Annotated in this window: 21 protein-coding genes; 16 read left to right on the top strand and 5 right to left on the bottom strand. The window is 64.3% G+C overall.

What is annotated here, in order from left to right; all coding sequences use genetic code 11:
* Nucleotides 1-263: 263 nt before the first annotated feature.
* From modD to HMPREF1023_RS11045, 3 genes are all read left to right on the top strand, one after another.
* Entirely contained in the window at nt 264-1106 is an 843-nt protein-coding gene (gene modD / locus HMPREF1023_RS11055) for a ModD protein (protein WP_009306404.1), read from the top strand.
* 223 nt (nt 1107-1329) lie between these two features.
* Entirely contained in the window at nt 1330-1923 is a 594-nt protein-coding gene (locus HMPREF1023_RS11050) for an RNA polymerase sigma factor (protein ID WP_009306403.1), read from the top strand.
* Nucleotides 1920-3551, top strand: a complete 1632-nt coding sequence (locus tag HMPREF1023_RS11045) for a DUF4179 domain-containing protein (RefSeq protein WP_009306402.1) — start codon at nt 1920-1922, stop codon at nt 3549-3551. Before HMPREF1023_RS11050 ends, HMPREF1023_RS11045 begins: the two co-directional genes overlap by 4 nt.
* Nucleotides 3552-3618: 67 nt before the next feature.
* On the opposite strand, the gene HMPREF1023_RS11040 is transcribed toward HMPREF1023_RS11045, so the two are convergent.
* Nucleotides 3619-3951 carry a hypothetical protein gene (locus HMPREF1023_RS11040; RefSeq protein WP_009306401.1) on the bottom strand — a complete coding sequence of 111 codons (333 nt, stop codon included), beginning with the start codon at nt 3949-3951 and terminating at the stop codon, nt 3619-3621.
* Between the two features lie 348 nt (nt 3952-4299).
* Here HMPREF1023_RS11040 and HMPREF1023_RS11035 point away from each other — a divergent pair, with 348 nt between their 5' ends.
* The gene (locus tag HMPREF1023_RS11035) at nt 4300-6372 is read left to right on the top strand and encodes a translation factor GTPase family protein (protein WP_009306400.1); all 2073 of its coding nucleotides are present in this window, start codon (nt 4300-4302) and stop codon (nt 6370-6372) included.
* Nucleotides 6373-6473: 101 nt separating this feature from the next.
* Here the strand turns inward: HMPREF1023_RS11035 and HMPREF1023_RS11030 are convergent, their stop codons facing one another.
* The 3 genes from HMPREF1023_RS11030 to HMPREF1023_RS11025 form a co-directional block, all read right to left on the bottom strand.
* The gene (locus HMPREF1023_RS11030; protein ID WP_009306399.1) at nt 6474-6953 is read right to left on the bottom strand and encodes a helix-turn-helix domain-containing protein; all 480 of its coding nucleotides are present in this window, start codon (nt 6951-6953) and stop codon (nt 6474-6476) included.
* Between the two features lie 25 nt (nt 6954-6978).
* Complete coding sequence (locus HMPREF1023_RS15275; protein ID WP_009306398.1) at nt 6979-7155, bottom strand: type II toxin-antitoxin system HicA family toxin; 177 nt, start codon at nt 7153-7155, stop codon at nt 6979-6981.
* Nucleotides 7156-7616: 461 nt separating this feature from the next.
* Nucleotides 7617-7994 carry a VOC family protein gene (locus HMPREF1023_RS11025; RefSeq protein WP_015761014.1) on the bottom strand — a complete coding sequence of 126 codons (378 nt, stop codon included), beginning with the start codon at nt 7992-7994 and terminating at the stop codon, nt 7617-7619.
* Between the two features lie 692 nt (nt 7995-8686).
* Here HMPREF1023_RS11025 and HMPREF1023_RS11020 point away from each other — a divergent pair.
* The 9 genes from HMPREF1023_RS11020 to HMPREF1023_RS10980 all read left to right on the top strand — a co-directional run bounded on the left by HMPREF1023_RS11020 (nt 8687) and on the right by HMPREF1023_RS10980 (nt 19545).
* A complete protein-coding gene (locus HMPREF1023_RS11020; protein ID WP_015761013.1) occupies nt 8687-9454 on the top strand; it encodes an ATP-binding cassette domain-containing protein in 768 nt (255 codons plus the stop codon).
* 3 nt (nt 9455-9457) lie between these two features.
* On the top strand, nt 9458-12031 hold the full coding sequence (locus HMPREF1023_RS11015; protein WP_009306395.1) for a YhgE/Pip domain-containing protein: 2574 nt from the start codon (nt 9458-9460) through the stop codon (nt 12029-12031).
* 73 nt (nt 12032-12104) lie between these two features.
* Nucleotides 12105-12764, top strand: a complete 660-nt coding sequence (locus tag HMPREF1023_RS11010; RefSeq protein WP_009306394.1) for a TetR/AcrR family transcriptional regulator — start codon at nt 12105-12107, stop codon at nt 12762-12764.
* Between the two features lie 418 nt (nt 12765-13182).
* Entirely contained in the window at nt 13183-13656 is a 474-nt protein-coding gene (locus HMPREF1023_RS11005; RefSeq protein ID WP_009306393.1) for a hypothetical protein, read from the top strand.
* 10 nt (nt 13657-13666) lie between these two features.
* On the top strand, nt 13667-13999 hold the full coding sequence (locus HMPREF1023_RS11000; protein WP_009306392.1) for a helix-turn-helix transcriptional regulator: 333 nt from the start codon (nt 13667-13669) through the stop codon (nt 13997-13999).
* Between the two features lie 121 nt (nt 14000-14120).
* Nucleotides 14121-14735 carry a hypothetical protein gene (locus tag HMPREF1023_RS10995; RefSeq protein ID WP_009306391.1) on the top strand — a complete coding sequence of 205 codons (615 nt, stop codon included), beginning with the start codon at nt 14121-14123 and terminating at the stop codon, nt 14733-14735.
* 110 nt (nt 14736-14845) lie between these two features.
* Nucleotides 14846-16675: a glutamine--fructose-6-phosphate transaminase (isomerizing) gene (glmS, locus tag HMPREF1023_RS10990; RefSeq protein WP_009306390.1), complete on the top strand. Its 1830-nt coding sequence runs from the start codon at nt 14846-14848 to the stop codon at nt 16673-16675.
* Between the two features lie 197 nt (nt 16676-16872).
* Nucleotides 16873-17436 carry a holo-ACP synthase gene (acpS, locus tag HMPREF1023_RS10985; RefSeq protein WP_009306389.1) on the top strand — a complete coding sequence of 188 codons (564 nt, stop codon included), beginning with the start codon at nt 16873-16875 and terminating at the stop codon, nt 17434-17436.
* Nucleotides 17437-17886: 450 nt separating this feature from the next.
* The gene (locus tag HMPREF1023_RS10980; protein ID WP_009306388.1) at nt 17887-19545 is read left to right on the top strand and encodes a L,D-transpeptidase family protein; all 1659 of its coding nucleotides are present in this window, start codon (nt 17887-17889) and stop codon (nt 19543-19545) included.
* A 78-nt stretch (nt 19546-19623) separates the two neighbouring features.
* Here HMPREF1023_RS10980 and HMPREF1023_RS10975 read toward each other — a convergent pair whose 3' ends face one another.
* Nucleotides 19624-20502, bottom strand: coding sequence for an NAD(P)H-hydrate dehydratase (locus HMPREF1023_RS10975; RefSeq protein WP_009306387.1), 879 nt, complete (start codon nt 20500-20502; stop codon nt 19624-19626).
* Nucleotides 20503-20745: 243 nt separating this feature from the next.
* Here HMPREF1023_RS10975 and HMPREF1023_RS10970 point away from each other — a divergent pair, with 243 nt between their 5' ends.
* The 3 genes from HMPREF1023_RS10970 (at nt 20746) to HMPREF1023_RS10960 (ending at nt 25737) form a co-directional block, all read left to right on the top strand.
* Complete coding sequence (locus HMPREF1023_RS10970) at nt 20746-21273, top strand: HdeD family acid-resistance protein (protein ID WP_009306386.1); 528 nt, start codon at nt 20746-20748, stop codon at nt 21271-21273.
* 146 nt (nt 21274-21419) lie between these two features.
* A complete protein-coding gene (ligA, locus tag HMPREF1023_RS10965; protein ID WP_009306385.1) occupies nt 21420-23546 on the top strand; it encodes an NAD-dependent DNA ligase LigA in 2127 nt (708 codons plus the stop codon).
* Nucleotides 23547-24087: 541 nt separating this feature from the next.
* Complete coding sequence (locus tag HMPREF1023_RS10960) at nt 24088-25737, top strand: ABC transporter substrate-binding protein (protein WP_009306384.1); 1650 nt, start codon at nt 24088-24090, stop codon at nt 25735-25737.
* Nucleotides 25738-25831: the final 94 nt, after the last annotated feature.

The raw sequence follows: 25831 nt of genomic DNA, 5'->3' as shown, positions 1-25831 counted from the left end.
GCTGCGAATCTCACGCATTTCCCACGTGGGTTCCATGCCGTTTGCCCCTGTTTCCAACGTCGTTTCCACACGCCTTGCCGCCGTTTCCGACATGGTTCGCACGTTCTCGGCGCTTCGGTGCGCATGTTTCACGTGAAACATCGGTTCGTTTTGTTTCGGGTGAAAGCATTTTCGCGCGGTGTTGTGCGCAAAGTGCGGCTAGGCATGGCGGGCGCGTTGGTCTATTCTGAAATGGATACAATCGTGAAGAGGGAAGGGACGGCATGCTGAGGATTTCCGATACGCGCATCGACGGGTTCATCGCGGAGGACGTGCCGTACGTCGATCTGACGTGCGCGGTGCTGGGCATCGGCGACGAGCCGGGCGAGATGGAGTACTTCACGCGCGAAGACTGCGTGCTGGCCGGCGCGAACGTGGTCGCGCGTATCATGGGGAAGCTGGGCTGCGACGTGGTGGAGGCGCGTCGCGACGGCGAGCGCGCGACTGCGGGCGAGGCGTTCTTCCGCGTGCGCGGCACCGCGGGCGACCTGCATGCGGCGTGGAAGGTGTGCCTCAACGTGTTCGACCATATGTCGGCCGTGGCCACGAAAACCCGCGCGATGGTGGACGCGGCCCACGCGGAGAACCCGCGCTGCGAGGTGCTGACCACGCGCAAGAGCATGCCGGGCGCGAAAGACCTGCTGACCGAGGCCGTCATGGCGGGAGGGGCGTTCCCGCACCGGCTGGGGCTGTCCGAGACGGTGCTGGTGTTCGACCATCACCTCACGTTCTTCGGCGGCTTCGAGGCGTTCGTGGAGCAGCTGCCGGATATCAAGGGCCGCTGCGTTGAGAAGAAGCTGTTTGTGGAGGCTGATGCCGAGCGTGCCCGCGTGCTGGCGCGCGCTGGCGTTGACGGCATCCAGGTGGACAAGGTCCCCGTTGACGAGCTGGAGCCGCTTGTGCGCGAGCTGCGCGCCATCGACCCGCACGTCACGCTCATCGCGGCCGGCGGCGTGAACCCGCAGAACGCGGGCGCGTACGCGGCAACCGGCGTGGACGGCCTGGCCACTACGGCGCCCTTCTCCGCCAAGCCCCTCGACATGAGCGTGCGCATGCGCCCGCTGTAGCGGCTTGCGCCGTGGATGTGCGGTCTTTGGGCTCGGCGGATGCGCTGTCACCCCAAAGCCGCGGTTTCGGGCAATATTCCGAGGCTTTGGGGCGACAACGCATCCGCCGCTGCCGGTCTTCTTCGCATGGTCGTGGGCATCGGGCGAATTTTCTTGAACCGGGTGTTACCTTTTCGCGTCGGGGCGCGTCTAATAGGTAACCGACCTTGAAAGGGGCACCCGCGTGGACGATCTGATACAGCGAGCGCGAAACGGCGACGGCGAGGCGTTCGCCACGCTGTTCGAGCACAGCAAGCAGCCGTTGTGGCGCGCTGCGATGGCGGTGCTCGGCAACGTGGACGATGCGTCCGATGCGCTGCAGGAGACGGCGGTCAAAGCGTGGCGCGCCATGCCGCGTTTCGGCGGCCGCAGCGCAGTGAACACGTGGTTCATGCGCATCCTGCTGCGCGTCTGCTACGACATGCGTCGTCAGCGCAACCGCGAGACGCCGTGCGCCATGGGGCTGTTCGCCGCGGACGTGGACGGCTCGGGCGTATGGTGGGAGCCGTCGGCGGGCCAGATGCTGGCGGGCGCGGGTGTGCGGCGCGATCCCGACCGCGACGAGGCGCTCGATGTGCGCGACGCCATCGCCTCGCTGTCGGCCGACGATCGGCTGGTGCTGGTGCTGTTCTACGTGAACGATTTTCCTGTGCGACAGATCTCCCAGATCATGAACGTGTCGGAAGGTGCCGTGCGCACCCGTCTGTCGAGGGCGCGGGACCGCTTCAAGGTTGCCTATTCGCAAGGCTCGAACGAGGAAGTTGAGGTGGCGCGATGAGCCATGAGAGGTTCGACAACGAAGACGAGCTGCGCCGGGCGGTGATCCGGGATTTGGACGCGGGCCCGATTCCCCCGCAGGTGCAGGTCAAGCTCGACGGCGTGTACGCGTCGCTGGGCTCCATTCCTCAGGATCGTCCCACGCCGTCGGGCGCGGGCGCTCCGCAGCGTCGGCAGCCGGTCAAGCGGCGGTCTGCCGAGCCTGCGCATGGCAAGCGCAAGGGCGCCAGCGTGGCGCGCCGCGGTGCGATGGTGGCGGTTGCGGCCGTGCTCGTCGTGCTGTTGAGCGGTGTCGCCTTCGCCGCGTCGCGCCTGGTGCAGATGCAGCCGGGCGATGTCGGATTTTTCGGGGGCGGTAACAACCTGCCCATATACAACAGCTTGCAGCCCGGGGTTTCCAGCCTGAACGCCGAGGTGGGCGATACCGTTGAAGTCGACGGCGTGCAGGTGACGCTCGATTCGGTGTCGTGCGATCGCAACATCGTCAACCTGTTCTTCACGTTGGAGAAGGAGGGCGGCTTCGACCTGACCGAGCAGTCGAACTACGAGGGCTCCCAGGAAAACGAATGGGCGCGCTTGCAGCGGCTTGCTCCGCGCTTCTCGTACAGTCTTTCGAGCAACGGCGAGGCGATCGGCAAAGATTCCGTCTACGTGCTCGATGCGTACCAAGAAGACGGCAAGGTGAAGATCATGGAGCGCATCGTGCCGGAAGCGACGCTTCCCGACCAGGTGGACATCGCGCTGGAAGGCTATGCGATGTGGAAGCAGTTCGAAGAAGGAGACGAGCCCTTCACGTTCGATGTCGGCCTCGACCTGAGCACGGTGGCCAGTCCGCGCGAGCTGGGCGCGCACGACCTCGTGTTCAACACGAGCGACGGCGACAAGACGATGGGCATCCAGCGTTTCACGGCATCCGAGCTGGGCACCGTGATGGTCGTGCGCAACGACAACGAGTGGACGGGAGAGCAAGGCGAATACGGTTCTTCCTACGGCCCGCCCGAGAACGTGCTGAGTCCTCATTTGCTTAAGGTAACCGATGACCAGGGCAACGTTTTGACTCCGGTCGAAGCTGGCGATGGTTCGGGCGTCAATCCGGAGGGTTCGCAGATTATCGAGTTCTCCAATCTCTCGCCCGAAGCGCATAGCGTCACGTTCACGCCGATGTTGAACGCGCTCGACTGGGACTCGATGACGGTCGAGGAGCGTAAAGCGAGGAATGAGGAAAACGTACAACATGTGGACGTCTCTCGAATCGGCACCACATTGGAGACGAGCGAGTTCGGCGGCTACGAGCTGACCGGCTGGGACGTGACCGATGGAACGGTGAGCATATCGCTCAAGCCCTACGGATGGCAGGCTATGGGACCGTACATGGAGCTCATTTCCGAAGACGATGTGACGCTCTTGGAGAGCACATGGACGGATCCCGAGACGGGCGAGACGGGAACCGGCTACCATTCGGGCATCATGTATCGCAAGCACGACTATATGACCGGCGAGTTCGTCCAGATGGTGTCGTACTACGCCGCAGACGATGATGAGCTGCGCGGGCTCACGAACTACAGTTACCGCTCTGCGTTCGGTGAGTATCGGGAAGAGCCAGACGCGGCGCAGACGCTCTCGTTCTAAGCTGTTCCGAAATGAAGAAGCGGGCCCATCGCGATGATGGGCCCGCTTCGTTTCTGCTGCGGCCGGTTTACTTCCCCAGCACCTTCTTGATGCCGTTGCCCGCTATGACGGCGCCGCCGCCGATGGCCAGCAAGCCGGGACCGGGCAGGATGAGCATGGGCACGCCTACCAGCATGATGGCGCCGCCGATGGCCGTCTGCACGGCGCCGCCGATGCGGTTGGGCTTCTTCTTCGAGACGCGCCCTTCGTCGATGATAGTGGCGTTAACGGCGGCCTGCGCGGCGTCCTTCCCGTACGATGGCGCGCGGAACGTGTCGCTGCCCGACGGGCTTGCGCTTTTCGCGGCGTCGCTGGTGCTTGCGACGGGGTTGACGTCGATGATGGGGCTTGGGTCGCTCATGGTCTCCTCGCTTACGGTGGGGTGCGGTTTCGTGCCGCGTGTCTGCTTCGATTATACGGGCTGCGCGAACCGCATGTCGTGCGGCGCGCCCGCGGCTACGAGTTCGTCACCGTTCGGTAACGTGTTGCTCGCGGCTTCTTCAAAGATGGATGCGAGGGGCATCGGGAGCGTGATCCGAGCCCGCCTAATTCCGTCGTTGTGGACGCCGAAAGCGGCTGTTTTGCGATACACTATGGGTCAAGGTTTCAAGATCGCGTTTGAAGTTCGTAGGTTAGGCTCGACTGTGGTTCGCGCCTTGGCAGAAACGACAACGGCGTGGGCCACGCAACAGGAAAGTTGGTGGTCAACATGGCAGCTCCTGCTACCGAACACGTGCGAAACATTGTGCTGGTGGGCCAAGACGGCGCCGGCAAGACATCGCTCGCCGAAGCGATGCTGCACGTCTCCGGCCGTACGCCCCGCATGGGCACGACGCACGACGGGAAATCCTACCTCGACTACGACGATGAGGAGATCCGGCGCAAATTCACCATCGGCACCTCCATTGCCCCCATTCCGTACAAGGACTACAAGATCAACCTGCTTGATACGTCCGGACACCCCGACTTCATCGGCGACACGCTGGCCACCATGCAAGCGGCCGAGATGGCACTGTTCGTGGTGGACGCCGTGGCAGGCCCGCAGGTCATGACCACCAAGCTGTGGCGCGAGGCGGAGGACATGCGTCTGTCGCGCGCCGTGTTCATCAACCATATCGACCGCGAGAACGCCGACTTCGACACGGCCATGGCGCTGCTGCATGCGCGCTTCGGTTCGCGTCTGGGGCCGGTGACCATTCCTATCGGCGTCGACAAGGACTTCGAGGGCGTCATCGACATCATCCGCATGAAGGCGCGCTATTTCGATGCCGGCAGCGAGAAGGAGCGCATCGAGGAGATTCCGCCCGAGTACGCCGATGCCGCCCAAGCCGCGCGCGACAAGCTGTGCGACCTCGTGGTCGAGGCCGACGACGATCTCATGATGAAGTACCTGGACGGCGAGGAGCAGCTCACCCAAGACGAGCTCGAGCAGCTGTTGGACAAGGCCATCGCGCAGGAGCTGTTCATTCCCGTGTTCGTGGGCTCCACGATCATCGAGCAGGGCATCCAGGGCGTCATGGAGGACATCGCCACCTACTTCCCGCATCCTCGCCATCACGGGCGCTTCCGTCTGGCCAACGGCGAGGAGACGTTCGTCGACGAGACGGGCGAGCCCGCCGCGTTCATCTTCAAGACGGTGTCCGACCCGTTCGTAGGCCGCTTGAGCTTCCTCAAGGTCATCTCGGGCGTGCTGGAACCGGGCATGGAGCTGATCAACGCGCGCACAGGCAAGAAGGACCGGCTGGGCCACCTCTACGTGATGATGGGCAAGGAGGCCACCGACGTGAAGAGCGCGAAGGCCGGCGACATCATCGTGGTGCCGAAGCTCACCGATACGCGTGCCGGCGACACGATGTCGAAGTCGGGCGACGTGGCCATCGACCCCTTGCCGCTGCCCGTCCCCCAGTACCCGGTGGCCATCGAGGCGGCGAACAAGAAGGACGAGGACAAGCTGGGAACGTTTCTGGCTCGCGCGGCCGAGAACGACCCCACGCTGATCATCAACCGTAGCGAAGAGACGCACCAGACGGTGATCACGGCCATGGGCGAGGCGCAGATCGAGACGCTGATCGCCCGACTCAAGGAGCAGACGGGCGTGGAGGCGAAGCTCATCCCCGTGCGCATTCCGTATCGCGAGACCATCCGCAAGACGGCCGAGGCGCAGGGTCGTCACAAGAAGCAGACGGGCGGCGCGGGGCAGTTCGGCGATTGCTGGCTGCGCATCGAGCCGAATCCGGGAGCGGGCTACGAGTTCGTCGACGAGATAGTGGGCGGCAAGATTCCCCGCGGCTACCTGCCGGCCATCGACAAGGGCGTGCAGGATGCCATGCGCGAGGGTTTCTTGGCCGGATATCCTATGGAAGACATCAAGTGTGCGGTGTACGACGGCTCGTACCACTCCGTCGACTCCAACGAGATGGCGTTCAAGACAGCCGCGCGCATCGGCTTCCGTGCCGCGTGCGAGAAGGCCGACCCCATTTTGCTGGAGCCCATGGCGAACCTCGACGTGACGGTGGGCGAGGAGTACGCCGGCGCGGTGATGGGCGACATCTCCACGCGCCGCGGCCGCATCGTGGGCACCGACTCGAACGACGCGGGCGAGACGGTCATCATGGTGCGCGTGCCTTACGCCGAGGTGGTCACGTACACGAAGGACCTGCGGGCCATCACGCGCGGCTCGGGGTCGTACTCCATCGAGCTGGAAGGCTACGAGCCGGCACCGGCCGACGTGACGAAGAAGCTGGTGGAAGCCTACCAGGCTGCGCGCGCTGCGGGGAACTAGCGCGCTTGCGACATGATCCGTCGAGGGTTTGAGAGTGGAGGAGGGAGCCGCGGTGCGGCTCCCTCCTCGGTTTCGGGGGTGGGGTGCGAGGGACGGGCCGGCTAGGCTTCGAGCGCCTGCGGCCGGTCTTCCGCGCTGGCGGCGGGCTTGCGCTTCGGACGGCCTGCGCGAGGGCGCTCGCGCAGGCGGGCCTCCACGCTGTAGCCCGTCACCCAGGTGTTGTGCCCGTACTTGAACGACTCGAGGAGGCCGTCGCGGATCATGTGGCTGACGCGCGAGGGGGACACGCCCAAGGCGCGCGCGGCTTCGGCAGCCGTCATGCGGGGGATGGTTTCCAGGCCGGCGTCGATGGCGACGGTGATGATCCGTCCGCCGTAGCGCGGCTCGTTGTCGAAGGTGGGCTCGGGAGTTGCCTCGTCGTGCATCGCGTAATCCTCAACGACGGTTTTCAGCCAATCGACCGCCATCTCGCACGCTTCGCGAAACGTGGCGCCCGACGTGCCGCCGCACTCGAAATCGAAGGGCCAGACGGTGTAGCGGCCCTCATCGAGGAACACTTCAAACTCGTACACGTGCTTCATGTTCGTCTCCTTCGGAGGGGGTGGGCTATTTGAGTCCGGCCTGTTTTTTCATGACTTCAAATTGCTGGTTTGAAATCTCGCTATGTCGCTCGATAACGGTTCTTCTGCCGTCGGGATGCCTGAACTTGTCGTGATTCGTGCCGCCTTCGTTCTTGAAGCCGTTGTGCTGGAAAAATCTGACGACCTCTCTTCGCTTGACCATCCTATCCCCGATCCCTTTTATTGTCAATACTATTTATATTTTAGCAAGCTCGTGCGGTGCGTAAGGGTTTCATGCGACGGGCGGCCGAGTTGGATGCTTTCCGCCCGTCGCGTTTCGTACGGTTTGCAGCGGCGCCGAACCATGGCCGTTCCCTGTCTCGCCGATGGCGGCGCCGCTGCAATTTACCGTGCTTCCATGATAACGACCTGGTCTTACGTTTTGATGGCGTGCGTCCAGCGCGGAGCATCTTCGAATCCAGCGCAACTGCCACGCGTTTCCAGCGCGGTTTCCACGTTTCGTGCAACCGTTTCCAACGCGGTTTACCCGTGCGTTGCCGAATATTCCAACGCGTTTCAAAAGTGCGGGCGGCACCCGCCTTGCGCGGATGCCGCCCGTTGTCATGAGGATTGTGGGGAATGGGGAGGCTGGATGCCTCGATGTTGCGAGAAGGGTGCGGGAGGCTACTCCGCGCGATCTGCTGGGAGGATTTCCAGCCAGCAGCCGTCGGGATCCTCGATGAAGTAGATGCCCATGCGCTCGTTCACGAAGCACACGCAGCCCATCTCCTCGTGTAAGGCGCGCGCGGCGTCCATGTCGTCCACCTCGAAGGCCAGGTGCGTGTCGCGTCCGCCGTTGTCGTAGGGCTCGGTGCGGCCGCGGTTCCACGTGAGCTCCACCTGGAAATCGGTCTTTTCGTTGCCGAGGAACACGTTTTCCCACGATCCGTCGTCGGGTCCCATGCGCCTCTGAACGGCCAGGCCCAGCGCGCGTTCGTAGAACGCGAGCGACGCGTCCAGGTCGAGGACGTGGATGCAGCGATGGATCATCTTCGCTTTCATGGCAGCTCCGTTTCTGCGCGAAATTGCGCGCATCCGCGCGCGGTTCGTTCGCTGGAAGTATACCCGAGATAACGGTTGCGGATCGACTTCGCGACGAAACCCCGGAGGGGGGCGGCGCTGCCCGGATGTTTCACGTGAAACATTTGTACGCATGGTTTGCGTCGAAGCGTTGACTCGTTGGGGACGGGGAATAGGGATGGGGATGGGGGTGAAGTGGAGATGGAGCCGAGCCGTTTTCGCGCGCGCTCGGGAAAAGCGGCGTCGTCGCGCTCCGGTCGCCACGACAGGTCGGTTCGTGTCGCGCTCCGGTCGTCGCAGCGGACCGGTCGTAGTCGCATGCCGGTTGTTATCGCGCGCCGGCTGTCGCGGCGGGTTGTCGGGGGGGGGGCAATGAAGGTCCCGGGATGTTTCACGTGAAACATTTGTTCTTGTATAAGTAGGGCCGTCGATCGGTCGTGCGTCGTTCGCGTTTCCGCACACGCTGGGTCGCGGCGGCGGCAGCCGCGACCGTGCGGGACGCGTGGACTGCCGACGAGGCGCGGCAAGGGTGCGTGCCTCGATAAGAAGCGCGCTAGAAATGCGTTTCTCGCGAAACGCTTGCGCCTTCCGGCGCAGGTGCTATACTTTGATACAAAACTGACTAGTCAGTCAAAAAATGAAGGCTGACGAACGACGCGAAGGACGTGATGGGCATGCAGGAGAAGCCGGCTACCATCGAGCCGTGGGTGGATGGAGCGAAGCCGCCGTCGAAGGGGGCGGACGCGCTTCAGATGCGTCCGGAATCGGGCACGTTCGTGCGCGAGGGCGCCACATTCGCCGGCGCACCGTACATCAGCGCACGCGGGTTGGGGTTGAAGACGTACGCAGGATACGCGTACCGCGAAGTGGACGTTGACGTGCACAAAGGGGAGCTGGTTGCCGTGCGCGGGCGCAACGGCAGCGGAAAGACGGCGCTTCTGCTCACGCTGGCGGGCCGCATGAAGCAGACGGAGGGAACGTTGAACGTGGGCGAATTCGAGCTGCCGCGCCAGCGCTCGAAGGCGGAGCGGCACGTGGGCCTGGGGTTGTTCAGCGGGTTGAACGACCTCCAGGACAGCTTGACGGCGGCATATGCGTTGGGAGCCGAGTTCGAGCTGTACGGTCGTAAGCCGCGCCGCGAGGCGGTTACGGATTACCTGCGGCAGTGGCAGCTGGGCGACGTGGCGAACGTGCGCGTGAAAGATCTCACATCGCAGAAGCTCGCACAGCTGGGTATCGCGCTTGCGTTTGTGGGCGAACCCGATGCCGTGGTGGTGGACGACGTGGAGAGCCAGCTGACCATGTCGCAGTCGGAGGCTCTCGTCGATCTGCTGCTGGATGCGGCGCGCACGCGCAACGTCGCCGTCGTCGTGGGAGTGGTGGAGCGCGATCTGGCCGCCATGGCCGACGCGACGGTGTATCTGTCGAAGGATGGTGAGTAGCTCATGGCGTTCAAGGGACTCAGGTTCGCCGGCCTCGAATGGAAGAACATCACGGCATCGAAGATCATGTGGGTGGTCATCGCCGCCATAGCCATCATGCCGCTTCTGTACGGCGCGCTGTATCTGGCGGCGTTTCAGGATCCGTACGCGCGCCTGAACACGGTGCCCGTGGCCGTGGTGAACGAGGACAGGGGCGCGGTGATCGCCGCCGAGCAGCGCAACCTCGGTGACGATGTGGTGCAGCAGCTCAAGGATACCGACGACGGCCTGGGCTGGCACTTCGTGTCGGCCGACGAGGCGCGGAAAGGCCTCGAGGACGGCGAGTACTTCATGACGTGTACGATTCCGGTCGACTTCTCTGAGAGCATCGCCTCGGTCGACGGCTCCGCACCCGAGAAGGCCCAGTTGAAGATCGACTACAACCAGAGCGAGAACATGTTGGCGTCCCAGATCGGCGAGACGGTGTGGAAGGAAGTGCGCACGCGGGTGAGCGACACGGTGGCCGCCGAGTACTGGACGACCGTGCTCGGGCGCGTGGCCGATTCGGGCAAGGACATCCAGAAGGCCGCCGACGGTGCGGACGATTTGAAGAACGGCCTGATCACCGCACATGACGGAAGCGTTGCCATCATGTCGAATCTCGGCACGCTCAAGGACGGCGCGCTGACGCTGGACACCGGCCTGGGCAGCCTCGTCTCCGGCGCATCGTCGCTCGACGGCGGCTTGGGCACCTTGTCCGGCGGCACGTTCGCGCTGAAAGACGGAACGCAATCCCTCGTAGCGGGTGCGAACCAGCTGAAGGACGGTGCCGGCCAGGTCGCCTCCGGCGCGAGCGGCGTCGCAGACGGCGCCGGCAGGCTGCAGTCCGACGGCACCAGCAAGGTCGCCGCCGGCGCAAGCGAGCTGGCAAACGAGACTGCAGGACTCGATGTCCAGGCGGGGAAGCTGAACGACGGCGTGCAATCCTTAGTGGGCAGCATGGGCGATCTGGTTTCTTCGCTCGGGTCGGAAAGCGACTCCAAAACGCTCGTAGGGGGGTCGACCGCCCTCGTCGGCGGGCTGGAAAGCTTGGCGAACGAGCAGACGGGCGCGCCCGCATTGGCGGCTGGCATAGAAACACTGTCGGGCTCCCTCGGCAACTTGCAGGCGGGAGCTTCCGCGGCAAGCTCGTCTCTGGCGGGCGTGGATAAAGCAGCGATCATGGCAAGCGATATGAGCCCCGCCGATAAGGAAGCGCTTCTCAAAGCTATCGGGACGGCGCAGGCGTACCTGGACGGAGCTGGGGGGCAAACGGGCGTCGTCGAAGGACTGGGGCAGGCGAAGTACTCGACCGACACCCTGCTTGCGCCCGGCGCTCAGAAGATCGCCGACAACGCGCCGACGCTTCTGGCGGGAGCGCAGGCCGTCAACGGCGGTCTCGTGCAGATGCGCGATTCCCTCGTGTCGAAATCCTCCGACCTCCAGGATCTTTCCGCCGGCGCGAGCCAGCTCGCCCAGGCGGCTCCCGAGCTCGTCGCCGGCATCGGTCGCATCGACGCCGGCGCCAACGAGGTGAACGCCAACATGTCCTCGCTTGTAGCCGGCTCCTCGAAGGTGGCGTCCGGCGCCTCGCAGGTGAACGACGGCGCGTCCTCGGCGGTGTCGGGTGCGAACCAGCTCGACGACGGAGCGGCGCAGCTTGTCGATGGCGTCCAAGCAGCCAAGAACGGTGCGGGTCAGCTGGTTGCCGGCACGCAAAGCGCCAAGGACGGTTCTGCGCAGATCGCTTCCGGCGCCGTGCAGTTGGAGGAGGGCAGCGGTACGCTCGCTTCGGGTCTGACCGACGCAGTGGACGGCTCCGGCGAGTTGTCCACCGCCCTCGCAGACGGCGCGAAGACCGCCGCCGAGCAGACGACGAACATCGACGGCAAGTCCGAGGTGATGAGCGATCCCGTCGAGCTTGCGAACGAGTACTACACCACCGTGAAGAACTACGGAACCGGATTCGCCCCGTACTTCATGGCGTTGGGTCTGTGGGTAGGCGGTCTTGTGGCAGGGTTCGTGTTCAAGCCGCTCAACAGCCGCCTCATCATGTCGGGCGCGAATCCGGTCACGGTGGCGTTCTCGAACTACCTGCCGGTGGCGTTCTTCTCGCTCATCCAGGCCACGCTGCTCATGGTGGTGCTTCAATTCGGCCTGCAGCTGCAAATCGACAACGTTCCCGCGTTCTACGCTATGGGCTACCTCACGGCTCTCGTGTTCGCGGCCATCATGCAGATGCTTATGGCGGCGTTCGGGTTCCCCGGTAAGTTCGTCGCCATCATCCTGCTTATGCTGCAGCTGACGGCTTGCGCGGGCACGTTCCCCATCCAGACGACGCCCGACTTCTTCCAGGTTATCAACCCGTACATGCCCATGACGTACGTGGTGCAGGGCATGCGCCAGATCATGACGGGATTGGATTACGGCATCGTGGGCTTCGACTGCTTCGTGTTGTTCGCAATCGGGGCTGCGTGCTTCGCGCTGACGTGTCTTGTGGCGTATCGCAAGCGCACGGTGCGTATGGAGGACTTGCATCCGGTGCTGCAGCTCGGCTAGTTTCCGACCTGCTACACTGGGGAATGACAGACGAACGGCCCGGCGACGGACGCCGGGCCGCGGGGGTGATGCGATGATGGGAACGAAGCGAACCGAGAAAGCGTGCGCGACGCGCAAGCAGCTGCTCGAAGCGGCGTTGGCGGTGATCGGCGAGAAGGGGTACTCGGCGGCCACGGTCAACGAGATAGTCGATGCGGCCGGCGTATCGAAGGGCGTGGCGTATTATCACTTCAAAAGCAAGGCCGTCATGGCCGAGAGCATCCTGGAAGAGGGGATCGGCGGGCTCATCGAGGGCTTCGAGCGCATCGCTGCGGAGGCTCCCACCGCGCCCGAGGCGCTTACCGGCATGGTGGAGCTGTTCGCCACGAGCATTTTCGAGAACAAGGCGTTCGGGCGCTTCTTCGTGTCCGAGCTGTGGCGCGAGGGTCGCGTGTGGTCAAGGTCCATGCGCGACTACGAGGGGCGCTTGTTGGACGTGTTGGAGGGTCAGCTGGCGCGCGGTCAGAGGGAGGGCTTCATCCGGTCCGAGATCGATCCAGCGTTCGAGGCAGTGGCGCTGATCGGCATGGTGCTGACCACCACGCTGTACTACATCGGCGACGAGAGCCCGCTGCTGGGCGCGCCGTCTCACCAGCGCGCAGGGGCACAGGCGATCGGAGGCAAAAACGGTTTCATCGCGCGTATCGTCGATTTCGTCCGACACGCCAACGCCTCCCCGGGGGTGTTGGGGTAGGCGTGGCGAGAGCGTAAGCGGTTCGGAATTCGGCATCGTTCGCGATGTCGAATTTTTTGTTGCCCTGTACTTCGTGTCGATTCATATCGTAGAATGTGAACATGGATCAGAATAGTCAACATTTGAAAGGAGAAATGAATATGTTGTTCTACAGCGAAGGGTCTACGTTGGGTACTTGCGCGCTGATCGGCTTTGGCAGTCTCTGCTTCAATCTTGGATTTAGCTCCATGCCTCAGGAAAAACCAAACCTGGCTGCAGTTTAAGCAGTGTGGAAGGTGCAGCGTAGGCGGTACTTCGATAGTGGGTTGACTACTTATTCGGCAATTATTAGAGATCGGCAAGTAGCGTGACGAAAAGCATTCGGAAGATAGAGAAAGCTCTCGCTAAGCTCGAAGTGCTTGGTTCAAGGCTTAGTTGCTTGTTCTTGGTTGCTTTTGTCTTCGTTTGCGTTTTCGTAGCGCTGTTTTTAGTGGCCAAGGTAAGTGATTTCGCAGGTTCGGGCGAAGCTCTCGATGTGTCTTACCTCATGCAGCTGACGTTGAGCCTTCTCGATTTTGCGATCTACGGAGTGATTCTTTTGGTCATGAGAAGCATCGCGAAAGATGTAGCACAAGGTCGTTCGCCCTTCACCATTGCCCATGCTAATCAAATTAGAATCATCGCTTGGCTGTTTTTGACGGGATTTGTTCTCGGCATTTTGATATCGTCCGGTTTTGTGTCAGTTGCGAATGCTGGTGGGTTTCATATAGGACTTGCTTCGGATGAATCGGCCAACTATTCGGTTATTTCCATCGACGTCAAATCCGTCGTTGGGGCTGTCGTTTGCTTCTCGCTCTCTTCCGTTTGGAAGTACGGGGCTTTGCTGCAGGCCGATTCGGATGATTACCTGTAGGGGCTTGAATATGGCGAAGCACCTGATAGTCGAATTGGAAGCGGTGCTGCTCGAGAAGGGCAAAAGCAGCAAGGACCTCGTGCGCGCCACCGGGCACACGACCGTGAACGTGTCCAGGATACGCCAGGCGAAGATGCGCGGCATCAGGATGGACACCCTCATGGAAATCTGTCTCGAGCTGGATTGCCAGCCGGGCGATATCCTGAAGATCGTCACCGATGAGGAGTTCGATCGTCTCGTCGAAGAGCGTCGTAAAACGGGGGAGGCCCGCGTCAAGGCAGGCTTGAGGCGGACCGCCCCCGAGCGCGTGTACGAGATTGATTTGGATCTCGGGGGAGAGTAAGGGTTCCGTTCGCCGGAAGTGCCGGCTTCTTATCATCAAACGATAAAAATACTGATACCATTCCAGGCTGTCATTCTTGAATGAAGGAGGAATCACGGCTCGTCTCTCACTGTTTTTTCGCATGGTCGACGAAGGGGTCGTGTCCTTCTCGGTGGCGGCGAGCTTCTTGGCCGCCGTGCCCCTGTGCGCCATCCAGGGAAGCTGGCTTGCCGAGTGGTCTTTCGACCTGTTCTTCGCTACATGGATCTTGGCGTTCCTGGCGGCTTACCCTTTCGTTTGCGCACTGCTGAACGCTTACTTCCTGGCGGCTCTGCCTGTCGATCGCGAGCGGATGGCGGCCAGCGGGCGCATGGAGACGGCAACGATCGTCGCTGGGGCGTTCGGGCTGCTGTGCGCGGCGTGTCTGACGGATTCGTCTCGCATGGAAACGGTGTCGACGGCTGGGCGCACGTTCGTGGGCGCCGGCATGCTCGCGTGCCTGTTCTGGTATGCGACGGCTCGCTTCCGATCGAAATCGGCCGCGTCGCCGGGTTCGGAGGCTATGGCGGCGCTTTCGGCTTTGATCGTATCGTCGACGACGTTCGGGCTGGTCTGCACGGTTGGGACCGGGCTTGTTTGGAAGGTCCTCGTTCTGATGTATCCGCTCAATCTCCTGCTCGTCCTTGCGAAACTGGCCAAGGGGTCGAAGGACGCGGAGGCCGGCTTGTCGAACATGCGCCGCCGATTCCGTCGTTGACGAGAAAGATGCGTTTATTGAGCGGATGCGCGACTTCGGCCGACATGCGTTCGCGCATGCGGAATCGGTGCGCTACACTATCGGCGAACCCGAGCACAAAGGAGCTAATCATGTGCGGAATCGTCGGATACACCGGAACGCGCCCCGTCAAGGACATCCTGATCGAAGGTCTGTCGCGACTCGAATACCGCGGCTATGACTCTGCCGGCATCGCCGTCGAGCAGGACGGCAAGCTGGAAGTCGTGCACTGCAAGGGGAAGGTGAGCGGCCTCGCGCAGCTCGTCGAGCCCCTCGAGCTGACCGGCACCTGCGGCATCGGCCACACGCGCTGGGCCACGCATGGCCGCCCCAGCGAGGCGAACGCGCATCCGCATACCTCCTGCGACGGCAGCGTAGCCGTCGTGCATAACGGCATCATCGAGAACTTCGCCGAGCTGCGCGAAGAGCTGGAAGGCCGCGGCCATACGTTCACGAGCCAGACCGACACCGAGGTCATCGCGCACCTCGTGGAGGAGAACCTGCGCGAAAGCAACGACCTCTTGCAGGCCGTGCGCGAGGCTGCCGACCGCCTGATCGGCGCCTATGCCATTGCGGCTATCAGCGACCAGGAGCCCGGCACCCTCGTGGCCGCGCGCAAGGACTCGCCGCTCGTGGTGGGGCTGGCCGAGGACGGCGCGCACGTGGCCTCCGATATCATCGCCATGATCGACGACACGCGCGACGTGGTGGTGCTCGCCGACGGCGATATGGCGAAGCTCACGCCGAATGCCGTCACGTTCTACAACGTGCGCGGCGAGGCGTACGAGCCCGAGGTGACGCACGTCGACTGGGATCTCGACGTGGCCGAGAAGGGCGGCTACCCCGACTTCATGTTGAAGGAGATCCACGAGCAGCCGCGCGTGATCCGCGACACGCTGGCGGGGCGCCTGGTGAACGGCGCGCTGTCCATCGACGAGCTGGACCTCACGCTGGAGGAGCTCAACCTTATCGACCGCGTGTACGTCATCGCCTGCGGCACGTCGTATCATGCGGGCCTCATCGCGAAGAACCTCATCGAGGGTTGGGCGCGCATCCCCACGGAAGTGGAGGTGGCCAGCGAATTCCGCTACCGCAACCCCATCATCACGCCGTCCACCCTGGTGGTGGCCGTGTCTCAGTCGGGCGAGACGGCCGACACGCTGGCCGCCATCCGCGACGCGCGCGTGAAGGGCGCGAAGGTGTTCGGCATCACGAACGTGGTGGGCTCGCCCGTGGCGCGCGAGAGCGACGGCGTCATCTACACGAAGGCCAACAAGGAGATCGCGGTGGCCTCCACCAAGTCGTTCCTGGGCCAGGTGGTGTCGCTCACGCTGCTCGCCATGCTGCTTGCCCAGGTGAAGGGCAAGCTCAAGACGAACCAGGTGCGCCTGCTGTTCCACGAGCTGGCCGACACGGCCGAGCAGGTGGAGCGCATCCTGGCCGATTCCTCGTCCATCGATGAGGCGGCGCGCGCGTGCAAGGACGCGTCGAGCGCGCTGTTCGTGGGCCGCGGCATGGGCGCCGCCATCAGCTACGAGGGCGCGCTCAAGCTCAAGGAGATCAGCTACCTGCACGCCGAGGCTTATCCGGCCGGCGAGATGAAGCACGGCCCCATCGCGCTCATCGACGAGGGCTTCCCGGTCATCGCGGTGGCCACGAAGAGCCCCGTGTACGACAAGCTGGTGTCGAACCTGCAGGAGGCGAAGGCGCGCGGCGCCATGGTGGTGGCCATCGCCACCGAGGGGGATGAAGACATTCGACACCATGCCGACCATGTCATCTACATCCCGAAGGTGCGCGACGCGTTCAGCGCCATTACGGCCAGCGTGCCGCTGCAGCTGTTCGCGCGCGCCATCGCCGTCGAGCGCGGCTGCGACGTGGACCAGCCCCGCAACCTGGCGAAATCGGTGACGGTGGAGTAACGGGGGGACCTGTGGGACCGCGAATCCGCACGGCGACGTCCAGTCGCTCGGACAGTCCTCGCTGCGCTGCGGAACTCGCTTGGTGGACGCCGCCGTGCGGATTCGCTCCGCAGGGGCCGGTACTCTGTCGGTGAATCGCCAGGTTGGATGCTGAGTCTTTAAACCGGTTTTTGGAATATGGGTGATTGGGGATTGTTGTGAGTGAGAGCGAGAAGAGCGTGACGGAGGCGGCTTCGGCGGCGTTCGAGGGCGTCGAGGGCGCGGTGGGGCTTGGCGTGGACATCGTGGAGATTGCCCGCATGCGCCGCATCTTGGAGCGCACGCCCAGCTTTCGCGAGAAGGTGTTCTCCGAGGAGGAACGCTCCTACTGCGAGTCCACGGCGAACCCCGAGGTGCATTACGCTACGCGCTTCGCCGCGAAGGAGGCCGTGCTGAAGGCGCTGGGCACCGGGTTCTCGCGCGGCATCGCCAACCACGACGTGGAAGTGCGCCGCAACGCGAAGGGTCGCCCCTTCGTGGTGCTGCATGGGCGCGCTAAGGAGGTAGCCGACGAGCAGGGCGTGCGCGAGCTGCCGCTGTCGCTTTCGTACACGCACACCGACGCCGTGGCCTGCGCGCTCGCCATCACGGAGGAGTCGGTCCGCGCCCAAGAGGAGCGCGTGAACCCTATGGAGGAGCTGGCGAAGCAGTTCAAGGAAGCTCGTAGCCTGCTGGACGAGATGGACGCGCCGAAGAAGGCCTCCGAGGATCCAGCAAACTGATCGTCCCGCGCGAGGCGCGCCGTTTCGAGAGTTCGCACGGCGCGCCTGCATTCGCGGGTCGCACGGGCGAGCCCTCCTCGTCGAGGTGCCTCGTCCTTCCCCTGCATGGAAGAGATTCAATGCTATGCACGATTTTTCGCCAGCGCCATGTACTTCGACCTGGGCTTTCCCTTTTTGTCTCTGACAACAAGCTTCTAGAATCGTGCATAGCGCGCGATCTCTGCCATCCCGCCTCGCGTTCGCTGCTAGAGCATACGGACAAGCTTGTCCAGCCGCACGGCGGCCGACGCTAGGTGAAAAAGCGCACATGTCGCTCTCGGTCTCGTCTCGCCGCTCCCTTCGTCGAGCGTCTGAACCGATTCTTTATTTTGTTGAGTGAAAGGATTGAATTCCATCGGCGAACCTTCTAGTTTGGTTCGAACGAGCCATTGGCAAGCGAGGAGGCGCACGTTGACGCCAGAACACGAAACGCGCGGCAAGCATGAAGCGCAGCAACCGGCGCCGCAGCCAGCGCCGCGCCCGGCACCGCAGCGAACGCGGCGCATCGACTCGATCGACCCTCCCTTCGCCGACGGCGCGCCGGAAAGCTACGCGTCGTTCGTGCCCGCGTCGCGGGGCGGCCGACCGGGGCCGGTTCACGGCGGGCGCCCGGAGTCGCCGGGCGGCGGCCGACAAGGGTCGTCGAACCGGAAGCCTCCGTTCGCGAAGAAGACCGGGCTCATTGCGGGCGGCGCGCTCGTCGCCGTGATCGCGATCGTCTACCTGGCGGGCGCGCTCGTGTTCATGGACCGCTTCATGCCCAACACCACGATCATGGGCAAGGACGTGTCGTTGAAAACCACCGCCGAGGTTCAGGATCTGTTGACCGACGTGGCGAAAAGCTACCAGCTGAGCGTGTCGGGCGAGGGATTCTCGCTGACGCTCACCTCTTCTGACATGGGCACGGCTGTCAACAGCAGCAGCGTGACGGATGCCATGCACGCCGATGCCAGCCCGTGGGCCTGGCCGGTCGAGGTATTCGCCGTGCACGACGAAACCGACAAGCTGGTCACTTCGAACGGCAAGCTGGACGAAGCCGTGCGGAAAGCCGTCGAGACGTTCAACGAGCAGGCCGAAGCGCCGCGCAACGCAGGGCTCGACTACGATAACGGCGGTTCGCAGTTCGTCGTGCGCGCCGAGACCGCCGGCACTGCGCTCGATGCCGACAAGGTGGTCGAGACGGTGAACGCGGCCGTCGCTGCGATGGAGTCGAGCGCGACGCTGTCCGAGGATGCGTTGCAGCAGCCCACGCTGCTGTCCGACGATAAGCGTCTGGCGAAGGCGGCCGATGAGGCGAACTCCCTGTTGAAAGCCGATTTCTCGCTGAAGTTGGGCGATACGCCCGTGGCGCAGGTGAATGCCGATGCCATCGCCGGTTGGGTGCGCTTGCACGACGACGTGACGGTGGGCGTCGATGAGGGGCTGGTGGCAGCCTGGGTGCAGGATCTGGCTTCGGCGTGCAACACCTACCAGGCGCGTCGCACGTTCACGCGCGCCGACGGCAAGGAGGTGACCGTGTCGGGCGGCGTATACGGTTGGATCATCGACAAGGACAAGTTGCAAGAAGCGTTGATGAACGGCGTGGATTCCGCGCAGACCGGCGACATGGCCATCCCTTGCGAACAGGAGGCGGGTGCTTACGACGGGCTGCACGGACGCGACTGGGGCAAGCGCTACGTCGACGTCGATCTGACGGAGCAGCACGCGCGCTTCTACGACGACGAAGGCTCGCTCGCGTGGGAGTCCGACGTGGTCACCGGCACGCCGGACGGAGAGCACGACACTCCTGAGGGCGTCTACGTAATCAACGGCAAGGAGAGCCCGTCGAAGTTGATCGGCCAGATGAAGCCCGAGACGGGCGAGCCGGAATACCAGACCGAAGTGAAGGCCTGGATGCCGTTCGTAGACAACTACATCGGGTTTCATGACGCCGATTGGCAGCCCGCGTTCGGCGACTCGCGGTACAAGTCGGGCTACGGCAGCCACGGCTGCGTGAACCTGCCGCCGGAGAAGGCGGTGGAGCTGTACGACCTTATCAAAGTGGGCGACGTCGTGGTCAGCCACTGGTAGGATCGGCCGCCGCGGGTCTCGCCGTCCTGACCGTGTCAAAGGGACGGGTGGTTCGACACGTTTTGAACCCTCGCTCGCTCAGGACGATGCGCCCACGAGCTCGGCGATGGCGTCGGGGATGCAGGCGACGACGTCTTCCGCCGTCGCGGCGATGGTCGACCAGCGCGCCGCGGCGGCCAGCCCGGCGCGGGCGTGCAGCTCGGCGCCCAGCACGGACGCCTCGAAGGGGTCGAGCCCCTGCGCCAGCAGCGCGGCCGTCATGCCGGCCAGCACATCTCCCGTGCCCGCCTTCGCCAACGCCGGCGTGCCGTGCGCCATGCGCACCGTCTGCTCGCCGTCGGAGAGGTACGTGACGGGCCCTTTCACCACGGCGATCGCGCCGTAGGCGAGCGACAGCGTCTCGGCGAGCGCGCAGGGATCGTCGACAGGCAGGTCGAAGGGGCGTGCGAGGCGCGCCGCCTCTCCGGCGTGCGGCGTGACCACGGTGGGGTTCCCGTTGAGGAAGCGCCGCCTCAGCAAGCGCCGCCCTTTTGCGGAGACGAGTGCGTCCAGGCCGGTGCCATCCACCAGCACGGGCGCGTCGGCGTGCTTCAACACGAAGTGAACGAGCTTCTCGGCTTCGACGTCTTCTGCGTCGAAGCCGCAGCCGACGAGGTAGGCGCGCGGTTTGCCGGGCTTCGCTGCCGGAAGGTTCGCCTTGAGAGCCGCGTGCGGGCGCACCACGAGCGAGGGCCGAAAGCCTTGCACGAGCGGGACGGCCGACGGGCTGGTGAACACCTCGGTGTAGCCGGCGCCCATGCGCTGGCCGGCGTAGGCCGCCAGGCACGCCGCGCCCGGATAGCGCTCGCTGCCCACGATGGCGGCCAGCGTGCCGCGCGAGTACTTGTTCGCGTCGTCGGCCGGCAGCGGCACGAGGGCCACCAGCTCGTCGTTGCTGTATTCTCGAACGTTCTGCATGGTCGCACCGCCTTGTCTTCCGAGGAACCGCGTGCTCGCATTCTACCGCGTATCGCGCCTGAGCGCGACTGCGGGCCGAATCGGCGACAACGCGTCGAATTCGCCCGTAACCGTACGTAAACGGTTGCGCGAACTGGGGGTTCGGACGTGCCGCTGCGCTAGAATGGCGGTAAACAACCAAGGCGCCGCACCGGTTTTCGGACGCGTTGCGCGGCGCGGTCGCTGCGACCAAGGAGCAATCTCATGGATACGACCAACAAGCACGACTGGGGCCTCGTCATCGCGGGCGTCCTGCTCGTCATCTGCAGCATGTTCTTCCTTTTCGCGCCGGGCTTGGCGCTGGTCACCATCACGGTGATCGCCGGCGCGGCGTTTCTGGTGTCGGGCATCTTCGACATCGTCAACTACTTCCGCTTCCGCCGGGCCATGGACCTGTCGGGGTGGGCGCTGGCCTACGGCGCGCTCGACATCGTGCTGGGCATCCTGTTTTTGGTGAACCCGCTGGTGTCGGCCGGCGCGCTGGCGTGGTTCATCGGTGCGTTCTTCATCGTGTTCGGCGTGTTCGAGGTCGTCGGCGCGTTCAAAGTGCGCAACATGGGCGCGTCGATGTGGGGCTGGATGCTGTTCTCGGGCATCGTCGGGGCGCTGTGCGGCCTGACGTTCTTCATCGCTCCGGCCATGCTGGGCGTGTTCCTGTCGGTGTTCATCCTGATGCGCGGCGCGTCGCTCATCTTCTACGGCTGGAACGCCGGCAAAGCCATGGTGGCGTAGCGCAAGCGCGCTACCGTGGAGCGTTTGCTGAAACCCCGAGGCGAGCGCGCAGCGTTTCGCGGCTCGTGGTAGAATTCCGAAGAAAACAGGCGAAGGCCCCGATCGTTTCGGGGCCTTCTTCCCGATTGCACGAAACGGTGGCGAATATGGCAGACGAACAGCAGACTTTGCTCGACGAGCAGGCGCTTGCGGAAGCGACCAGCGATCCGGCGGCGCGCATCGACGCGCTTCGGCGCGAGATCGAGCATCACAGCTACCTGTACTACGCCAACGACGCGCCCGAGATATCCGATGCCGCGTTCGACTCGCTCATGCGCGAGCTGCGCGAGCTGGAGGCCGCGCATCCCGAGCTGATCGACCCATCCAGCCCCACGCAGCGCGTGGGCGGCTACGTGGGCGAGCAGTTCGCTCCCGTGCGCCATGCCCGGCGCATGTACTCGCTGGACAACGCCATGGACTTGGACGAGCTGGACGCGTGGATCGAGCGCGTGACGGAGGCGTTCGGGCGCATGGTGCCCGTGGTGTGCGAGCTCAAGATCGACGGCTCGTCCATCGCGCTGACGTACGAGGGCGGCCGCCTGATGCGCGCCGCCACGCGCGGCGACGGCACCACGGGCGAGGACGTCACCGCAAACATGCGCACGGTGAAGGACGTGCCGCTGCGCCTGCGCGAGGGCGCGCTGGGCGGATTGCGCGACGCGGACGCGCCGGTGGAGCTGCGCGGCGAGGTGTACATGCCGAAGTCCAGCTTCGACGCGCTGAACGCCGCAGCCGTCGAGAACGGCAAGCAGGCGTTCGCGAACCCGCGCAACGCCGCCGCCGGCAGTCTGCGCCAGAAGGACCCGTCTATCACGGCGAACCGCGACCTGTCCACCTTCATCTACGCGGTGGCCGACGAGCGCGCCCTGAACGCAGAGGGCCAGTGGGAGCTTTTGGCGTGGCTGCGCGAGGCTGGCTTCCACGTGAACCCCGACGTCGAGCTGTGCCAGACTCGCGAGGAGGTGCACGCGTTCTGCGAGCGCGCCGTGGCGCGGCGCGAGGACCTGCCCTACGAGATCGACGGCGTGGTGGTGAAGGTGAACTCGTTCGCTCAGCAGGAGTCGATGGGCTACACGGCCCGGGCGCCGCGCTGGGCCGTCGCGTTCAAGTTCCCGCCCGAGGAGAAGACCACGCTGTTGCGCGATATCACCGTGCAGGTGGGACGCACCGGCAAGCTGACGCCCGTGGCCGAGCTCGATCCCGTGGTGGTCGCCGGCTCCACCGTGGCGCGCGCGACGCTGCACAACGAGGACGAGGTGCAGCGCAAGGACGTGCGCGTGGGCGACACCGTCATCGTGCGCAAGGCCGGCGACGTGATCCCCGAGGTGCTGGGGCCGGTGCTGGCGCTGCGCCCCGCCGACGCCGAGGCGTGGCAGATGCCGCGCACGTGCCCGTCGTGCGGCTCGCCCGTCATCCGCGAGGAGGGCGAGGTGGACTTCCGCTGCATCTCCATCGACTGCCCGGCGCAAGCGCTGGAGCGTTTGCTGCATTGGGCCAGCCGCGGCGCCATGGACATCGACGGCATGGGCGAGGAGATCGTGTCGCGTCTGGTGGAGAGCGGCCGTTTGAGCGACGTGGCCGACTACTACACGTTGGACGAGGTGGAGCTGTCGCTTCTGGACATGGGCCGCGTGAACAAGGACGGCGAGCCCATCCGCCTGGGTTCCACCGTGGCGAAGAAGCTGGTGGCCGCCATCGACGAGAGCCGCACGCGTCCGTTTGCCCGCGCGCTGTTCGGGCTGGGCATCCGCCACGTGGGCAAGACCATCGCCGAGCTGCTGGCGGCGGCGTACCCGTCCATCGAGGCGCTGATGGAGGCCTCGGAGGAGGACCTGGCCGCCATCGACGGCGTGGGCCCGAAGATCGCGCGCAGCGCGTATTTGTTCCTGCGCACGCCCGACAACGCCGCCGTCATCGAGCGCTTACGCTCGCACGGCGTGGCGCTTGCGGACAAGGCCGCAGACGAGGGCGAGCAGCTGCCGCAGACGCTGGCGGGGCTTACGTTCGTGCTGACGGGCTCGCTTGTGGAAAGCGGGATGACCCGCGACGAGGCGGGCGCTGCGCTCAAGGCGCGCGGCGCGAAGGTCAGCGGCAGCGTGTCGAAGAAGACGAGCTTCGTCGTGGCCGGCGAGGCCGCCGGAAGCAAATACGACAAGGCCGTCGCCCTCGGCGTCCCCGTGCTGGACGAAGCCGCCCTGCTGCGCATCCTCGAAACCGGCGAGGCTCCGGAGTAGGATGCCCGGGCTCCGTCGCGTCCCGATGTTTCACGGGGAGCATTGCTCGGATGCTCCGCTTGATACATGAGGCTCGACGAGGATCCGTCTCCGACGGATCCGATGTCCTGCGGATGACCCCCATGCATCCTTTTGCTTTCGAAAAGGCAAAAAGTCATCGAATTCGGAAGAAAGAGCGCTTACCGCAAGGTCTCGGATCGTTCTGGCAGGAGGAGGCGTTGTTGCGATCGGGCATTATGCGGAAAAGCGTTCCACGTCGCGATAGCGGGCTGCGCCCCGTCTTCCGAATTCGATGCTTTCTTGCCATTGGCTCCCTTGTCGGATGTCGGCAGAAGGAATCCGTCGATGTTTCACGTGAAGCATTCGTACGTTTGGCTTGCGTTCGCCCTTCTTCGTCTGCCGTTCGCCCGGGGGAGTTACGGAAATGAAATTCGTAACATTCGAAAGGAGCCCTCTCTGGTATAGTGTGTTACGCAATTCGAATACGTAACACCTATGGCGGATTCAAGGCGCCGAGGCGTTGAGGGAAGGGAACGGAAGCATGGCAACACTCACGCGACGCGATTTCGCGAAACTGACGGGTGCGACGGCGGCGACGCTGTCGTTGGGCGGGCTGCTGGCAAGCTGCGCGAGCGGCGAGGCCGAGAAGCCGGCCGAAGGCGCGACGGAAGGTGCGGCCGACAAGGCCTCTTCGCAGGTTATCGTCTCGATGACCACCGGATCCGAGCCGGCCGCCGGCTTCGACCCGATGGTGTCGTGGGGCTGCGGCGAGCACGTTCACGAGCCGTTGATCCAGTCAACGCTGATCACTACCGATGCGGACCTCAACTTCAAGAACGACCTCGCCACGTCCTACGAAGCGTCCGAAGACGGCATGACCTGGACGTTCGCCGTCCGCGACGACGTGAAGTTCACCGACGGCACCCCGCTCACGGCGCGCGACGTGGCCTTCACCATCAACGGCATCTTGAACTCGGAAGCATCCGAGTGCGACATGTCCATGGTGAAAGAGGCCGTGGCCACCGACGACGCCACCGTCGTCGTGCACATGGAGAAGCCGTTCAACGCGCTGCTGTACACGCTGGCCGTGGTGGGCATCGTGCCCGAGCACGCCTACGGCGACACGTACGGCGACAACCCCATCGGCTCGGGGCGCTACATGCTGGAGCAGTGGGACAAAGGCCAGCAGGTCATCCTCAAGGCGAACCCCGACTACTACGGCGAGGCGCCGAACATCCAGCGCGTCGTGGTGGTGTTCATGGAAGAGGACGCCTCGCTTGCGGCGGCGAAGTCCGGACAGGTCGACGTCGCATACACCTCGGCGACGTTCGCGGCTCAGCAGCCGAGCGGCTACGACTTGCTGAACTGCGCGTCGGTCGACTCTCGCGGCATCTCGCTGCCGGTGATTCCGGCGGGCGCTACGAAAACCGACGAGAAGGGCGAAGCGGCGGCCGGCAACAACGTCACGTGCGACCTGGCCATTCGTCAAGCCATCAACTACGGCGTCGACCGCGACAAGATGATCGACAACGTGCTGAACGGCTACGGCACCGTGGCCTACAGCGTGGGCGACGGCATGCCGTGGTCCTCGCCTGATATGAAGTGCTCCACCGATGTCGAGAAGGCGAAGAAGCTGCTCGACGACGGCGGCTGGACGGCCGGTGCGGACGGCATCCGCGAGAAGGACGGCACGCGCGCTTCGTTCAACCTGTACTATTCGGCCGGCGACACCGTGCGCCAAGGCATCGCCGAGGAGTTCACCAACCAGATGAAAGAGCTGGGCATCGAAGTATCCATCAAGGGCGCCAGCTGGGACGATCTGTACCCGCATCAGTTCACCGATCCGGTGGTGTGGGGCTGGGGCACGAACGCGCCCACCGAGATTTACAACCTGTTCTACTCCAAGGGCACGGGCAACTACGCCTGCTACACGAGCGAAACCACCGACAAGTACCTCGACGAGGCGCTGGCCCAGCCTACCGTGGAAGAGTCGTTCGATCTGTGGAAGAAGGCCCAGTGGGACGGCCAGTCCGGCATCGCGCCGCAGGGGGACGCGCCGTGGGTGTGGTTCGCGAACATCGACCACTTGTACTTTGCGAAGGACAACCTCAAGATCGCGAAGCAGAAGCCTCATCCGCACGGACACGGCTGGTCGCTGGTGAATAACGTCGACCAGTGGTCTTGGGCGTAAGGCTTCTGTGCTCGACGCGCGAGGGGCGGGCAACATCCAGTCGCTCGGCAGTCCTGCTCGCGCGAAACGCCCACTGGGCGTTTCGGCTCGATGG

This window comes from Eggerthella sp. 1_3_56FAA, assembly GCF_000185625.1.
In the GTDB taxonomy this organism is placed as follows: domain Bacteria; phylum Actinomycetota; class Coriobacteriia; order Coriobacteriales; family Eggerthellaceae; genus Eggerthella; species Eggerthella lenta.
This window is presented reverse-complemented; position numbering and strand designations above follow the sequence as displayed.

What these genes read in the sequence shown, in the direction of transcription:
- HMPREF1023_RS11025 (WP_015761014.1), bottom strand. Translation starts at nt 7,994, where the DNA reads ATGAAAGCGAAGATGATCCATCGCTGCATCCACGTCCTCGACCTGGAC.
- HMPREF1023_RS10960 (WP_009306384.1), top strand. Translation starts at nt 24,088, where the DNA reads ATGGCAACACTCACGCGACGCGATTTCGCGAAACTGACGGGTGCGACG.
- glmS (WP_009306390.1), top strand. Translation starts at nt 14,846, where the DNA reads ATGTGCGGAATCGTCGGATACACCGGAACGCGCCCCGTCAAGGACATC.
- HMPREF1023_RS11020 (WP_015761013.1), top strand. Translation starts at nt 8,687, where the DNA reads ATGCAGGAGAAGCCGGCTACCATCGAGCCGTGGGTGGATGGAGCGAAG.
- HMPREF1023_RS10995 (WP_009306391.1), top strand. Translation starts at nt 14,121, where the DNA reads ATGGTCGACGAAGGGGTCGTGTCCTTCTCGGTGGCGGCGAGCTTCTTG.
- HMPREF1023_RS11035 (WP_009306400.1), top strand. Translation starts at nt 4,300, where the DNA reads ATGGCAGCTCCTGCTACCGAACACGTGCGAAACATTGTGCTGGTGGGC.
- HMPREF1023_RS11015 (WP_009306395.1), top strand. Translation starts at nt 9,458, where the DNA reads ATGGCGTTCAAGGGACTCAGGTTCGCCGGCCTCGAATGGAAGAACATC.
- HMPREF1023_RS11040 (WP_009306401.1), bottom strand. Translation starts at nt 3,951, where the DNA reads ATGAGCGACCCAAGCCCCATCATCGACGTCAACCCCGTCGCAAGCACC.
- modD (WP_009306404.1), top strand. Translation starts at nt 264, where the DNA reads ATGCTGAGGATTTCCGATACGCGCATCGACGGGTTCATCGCGGAGGAC.
- HMPREF1023_RS11000 (WP_009306392.1), top strand. Translation starts at nt 13,667, where the DNA reads ATGGCGAAGCACCTGATAGTCGAATTGGAAGCGGTGCTGCTCGAGAAG.
- HMPREF1023_RS15275 (WP_009306398.1), bottom strand. Translation starts at nt 7,155, where the DNA reads ATGGTCAAGCGAAGAGAGGTCGTCAGATTTTTCCAGCACAACGGCTTC.
- HMPREF1023_RS11030 (WP_009306399.1), bottom strand. Translation starts at nt 6,953, where the DNA reads ATGAAGCACGTGTACGAGTTTGAAGTGTTCCTCGATGAGGGCCGCTAC.
- HMPREF1023_RS10970 (WP_009306386.1), top strand. Translation starts at nt 20,746, where the DNA reads ATGGATACGACCAACAAGCACGACTGGGGCCTCGTCATCGCGGGCGTC.
- HMPREF1023_RS10975 (WP_009306387.1), bottom strand. Translation starts at nt 20,502, where the DNA reads ATGCAGAACGTTCGAGAATACAGCAACGACGAGCTGGTGGCCCTCGTG.
- HMPREF1023_RS11045 (WP_009306402.1), top strand. Translation starts at nt 1,920, where the DNA reads ATGAGCCATGAGAGGTTCGACAACGAAGACGAGCTGCGCCGGGCGGTG.
- ligA (WP_009306385.1), top strand. Translation starts at nt 21,420, where the DNA reads ATGGCAGACGAACAGCAGACTTTGCTCGACGAGCAGGCGCTTGCGGAA.
- HMPREF1023_RS11010 (WP_009306394.1), top strand. Translation starts at nt 12,105, where the DNA reads ATGATGGGAACGAAGCGAACCGAGAAAGCGTGCGCGACGCGCAAGCAG.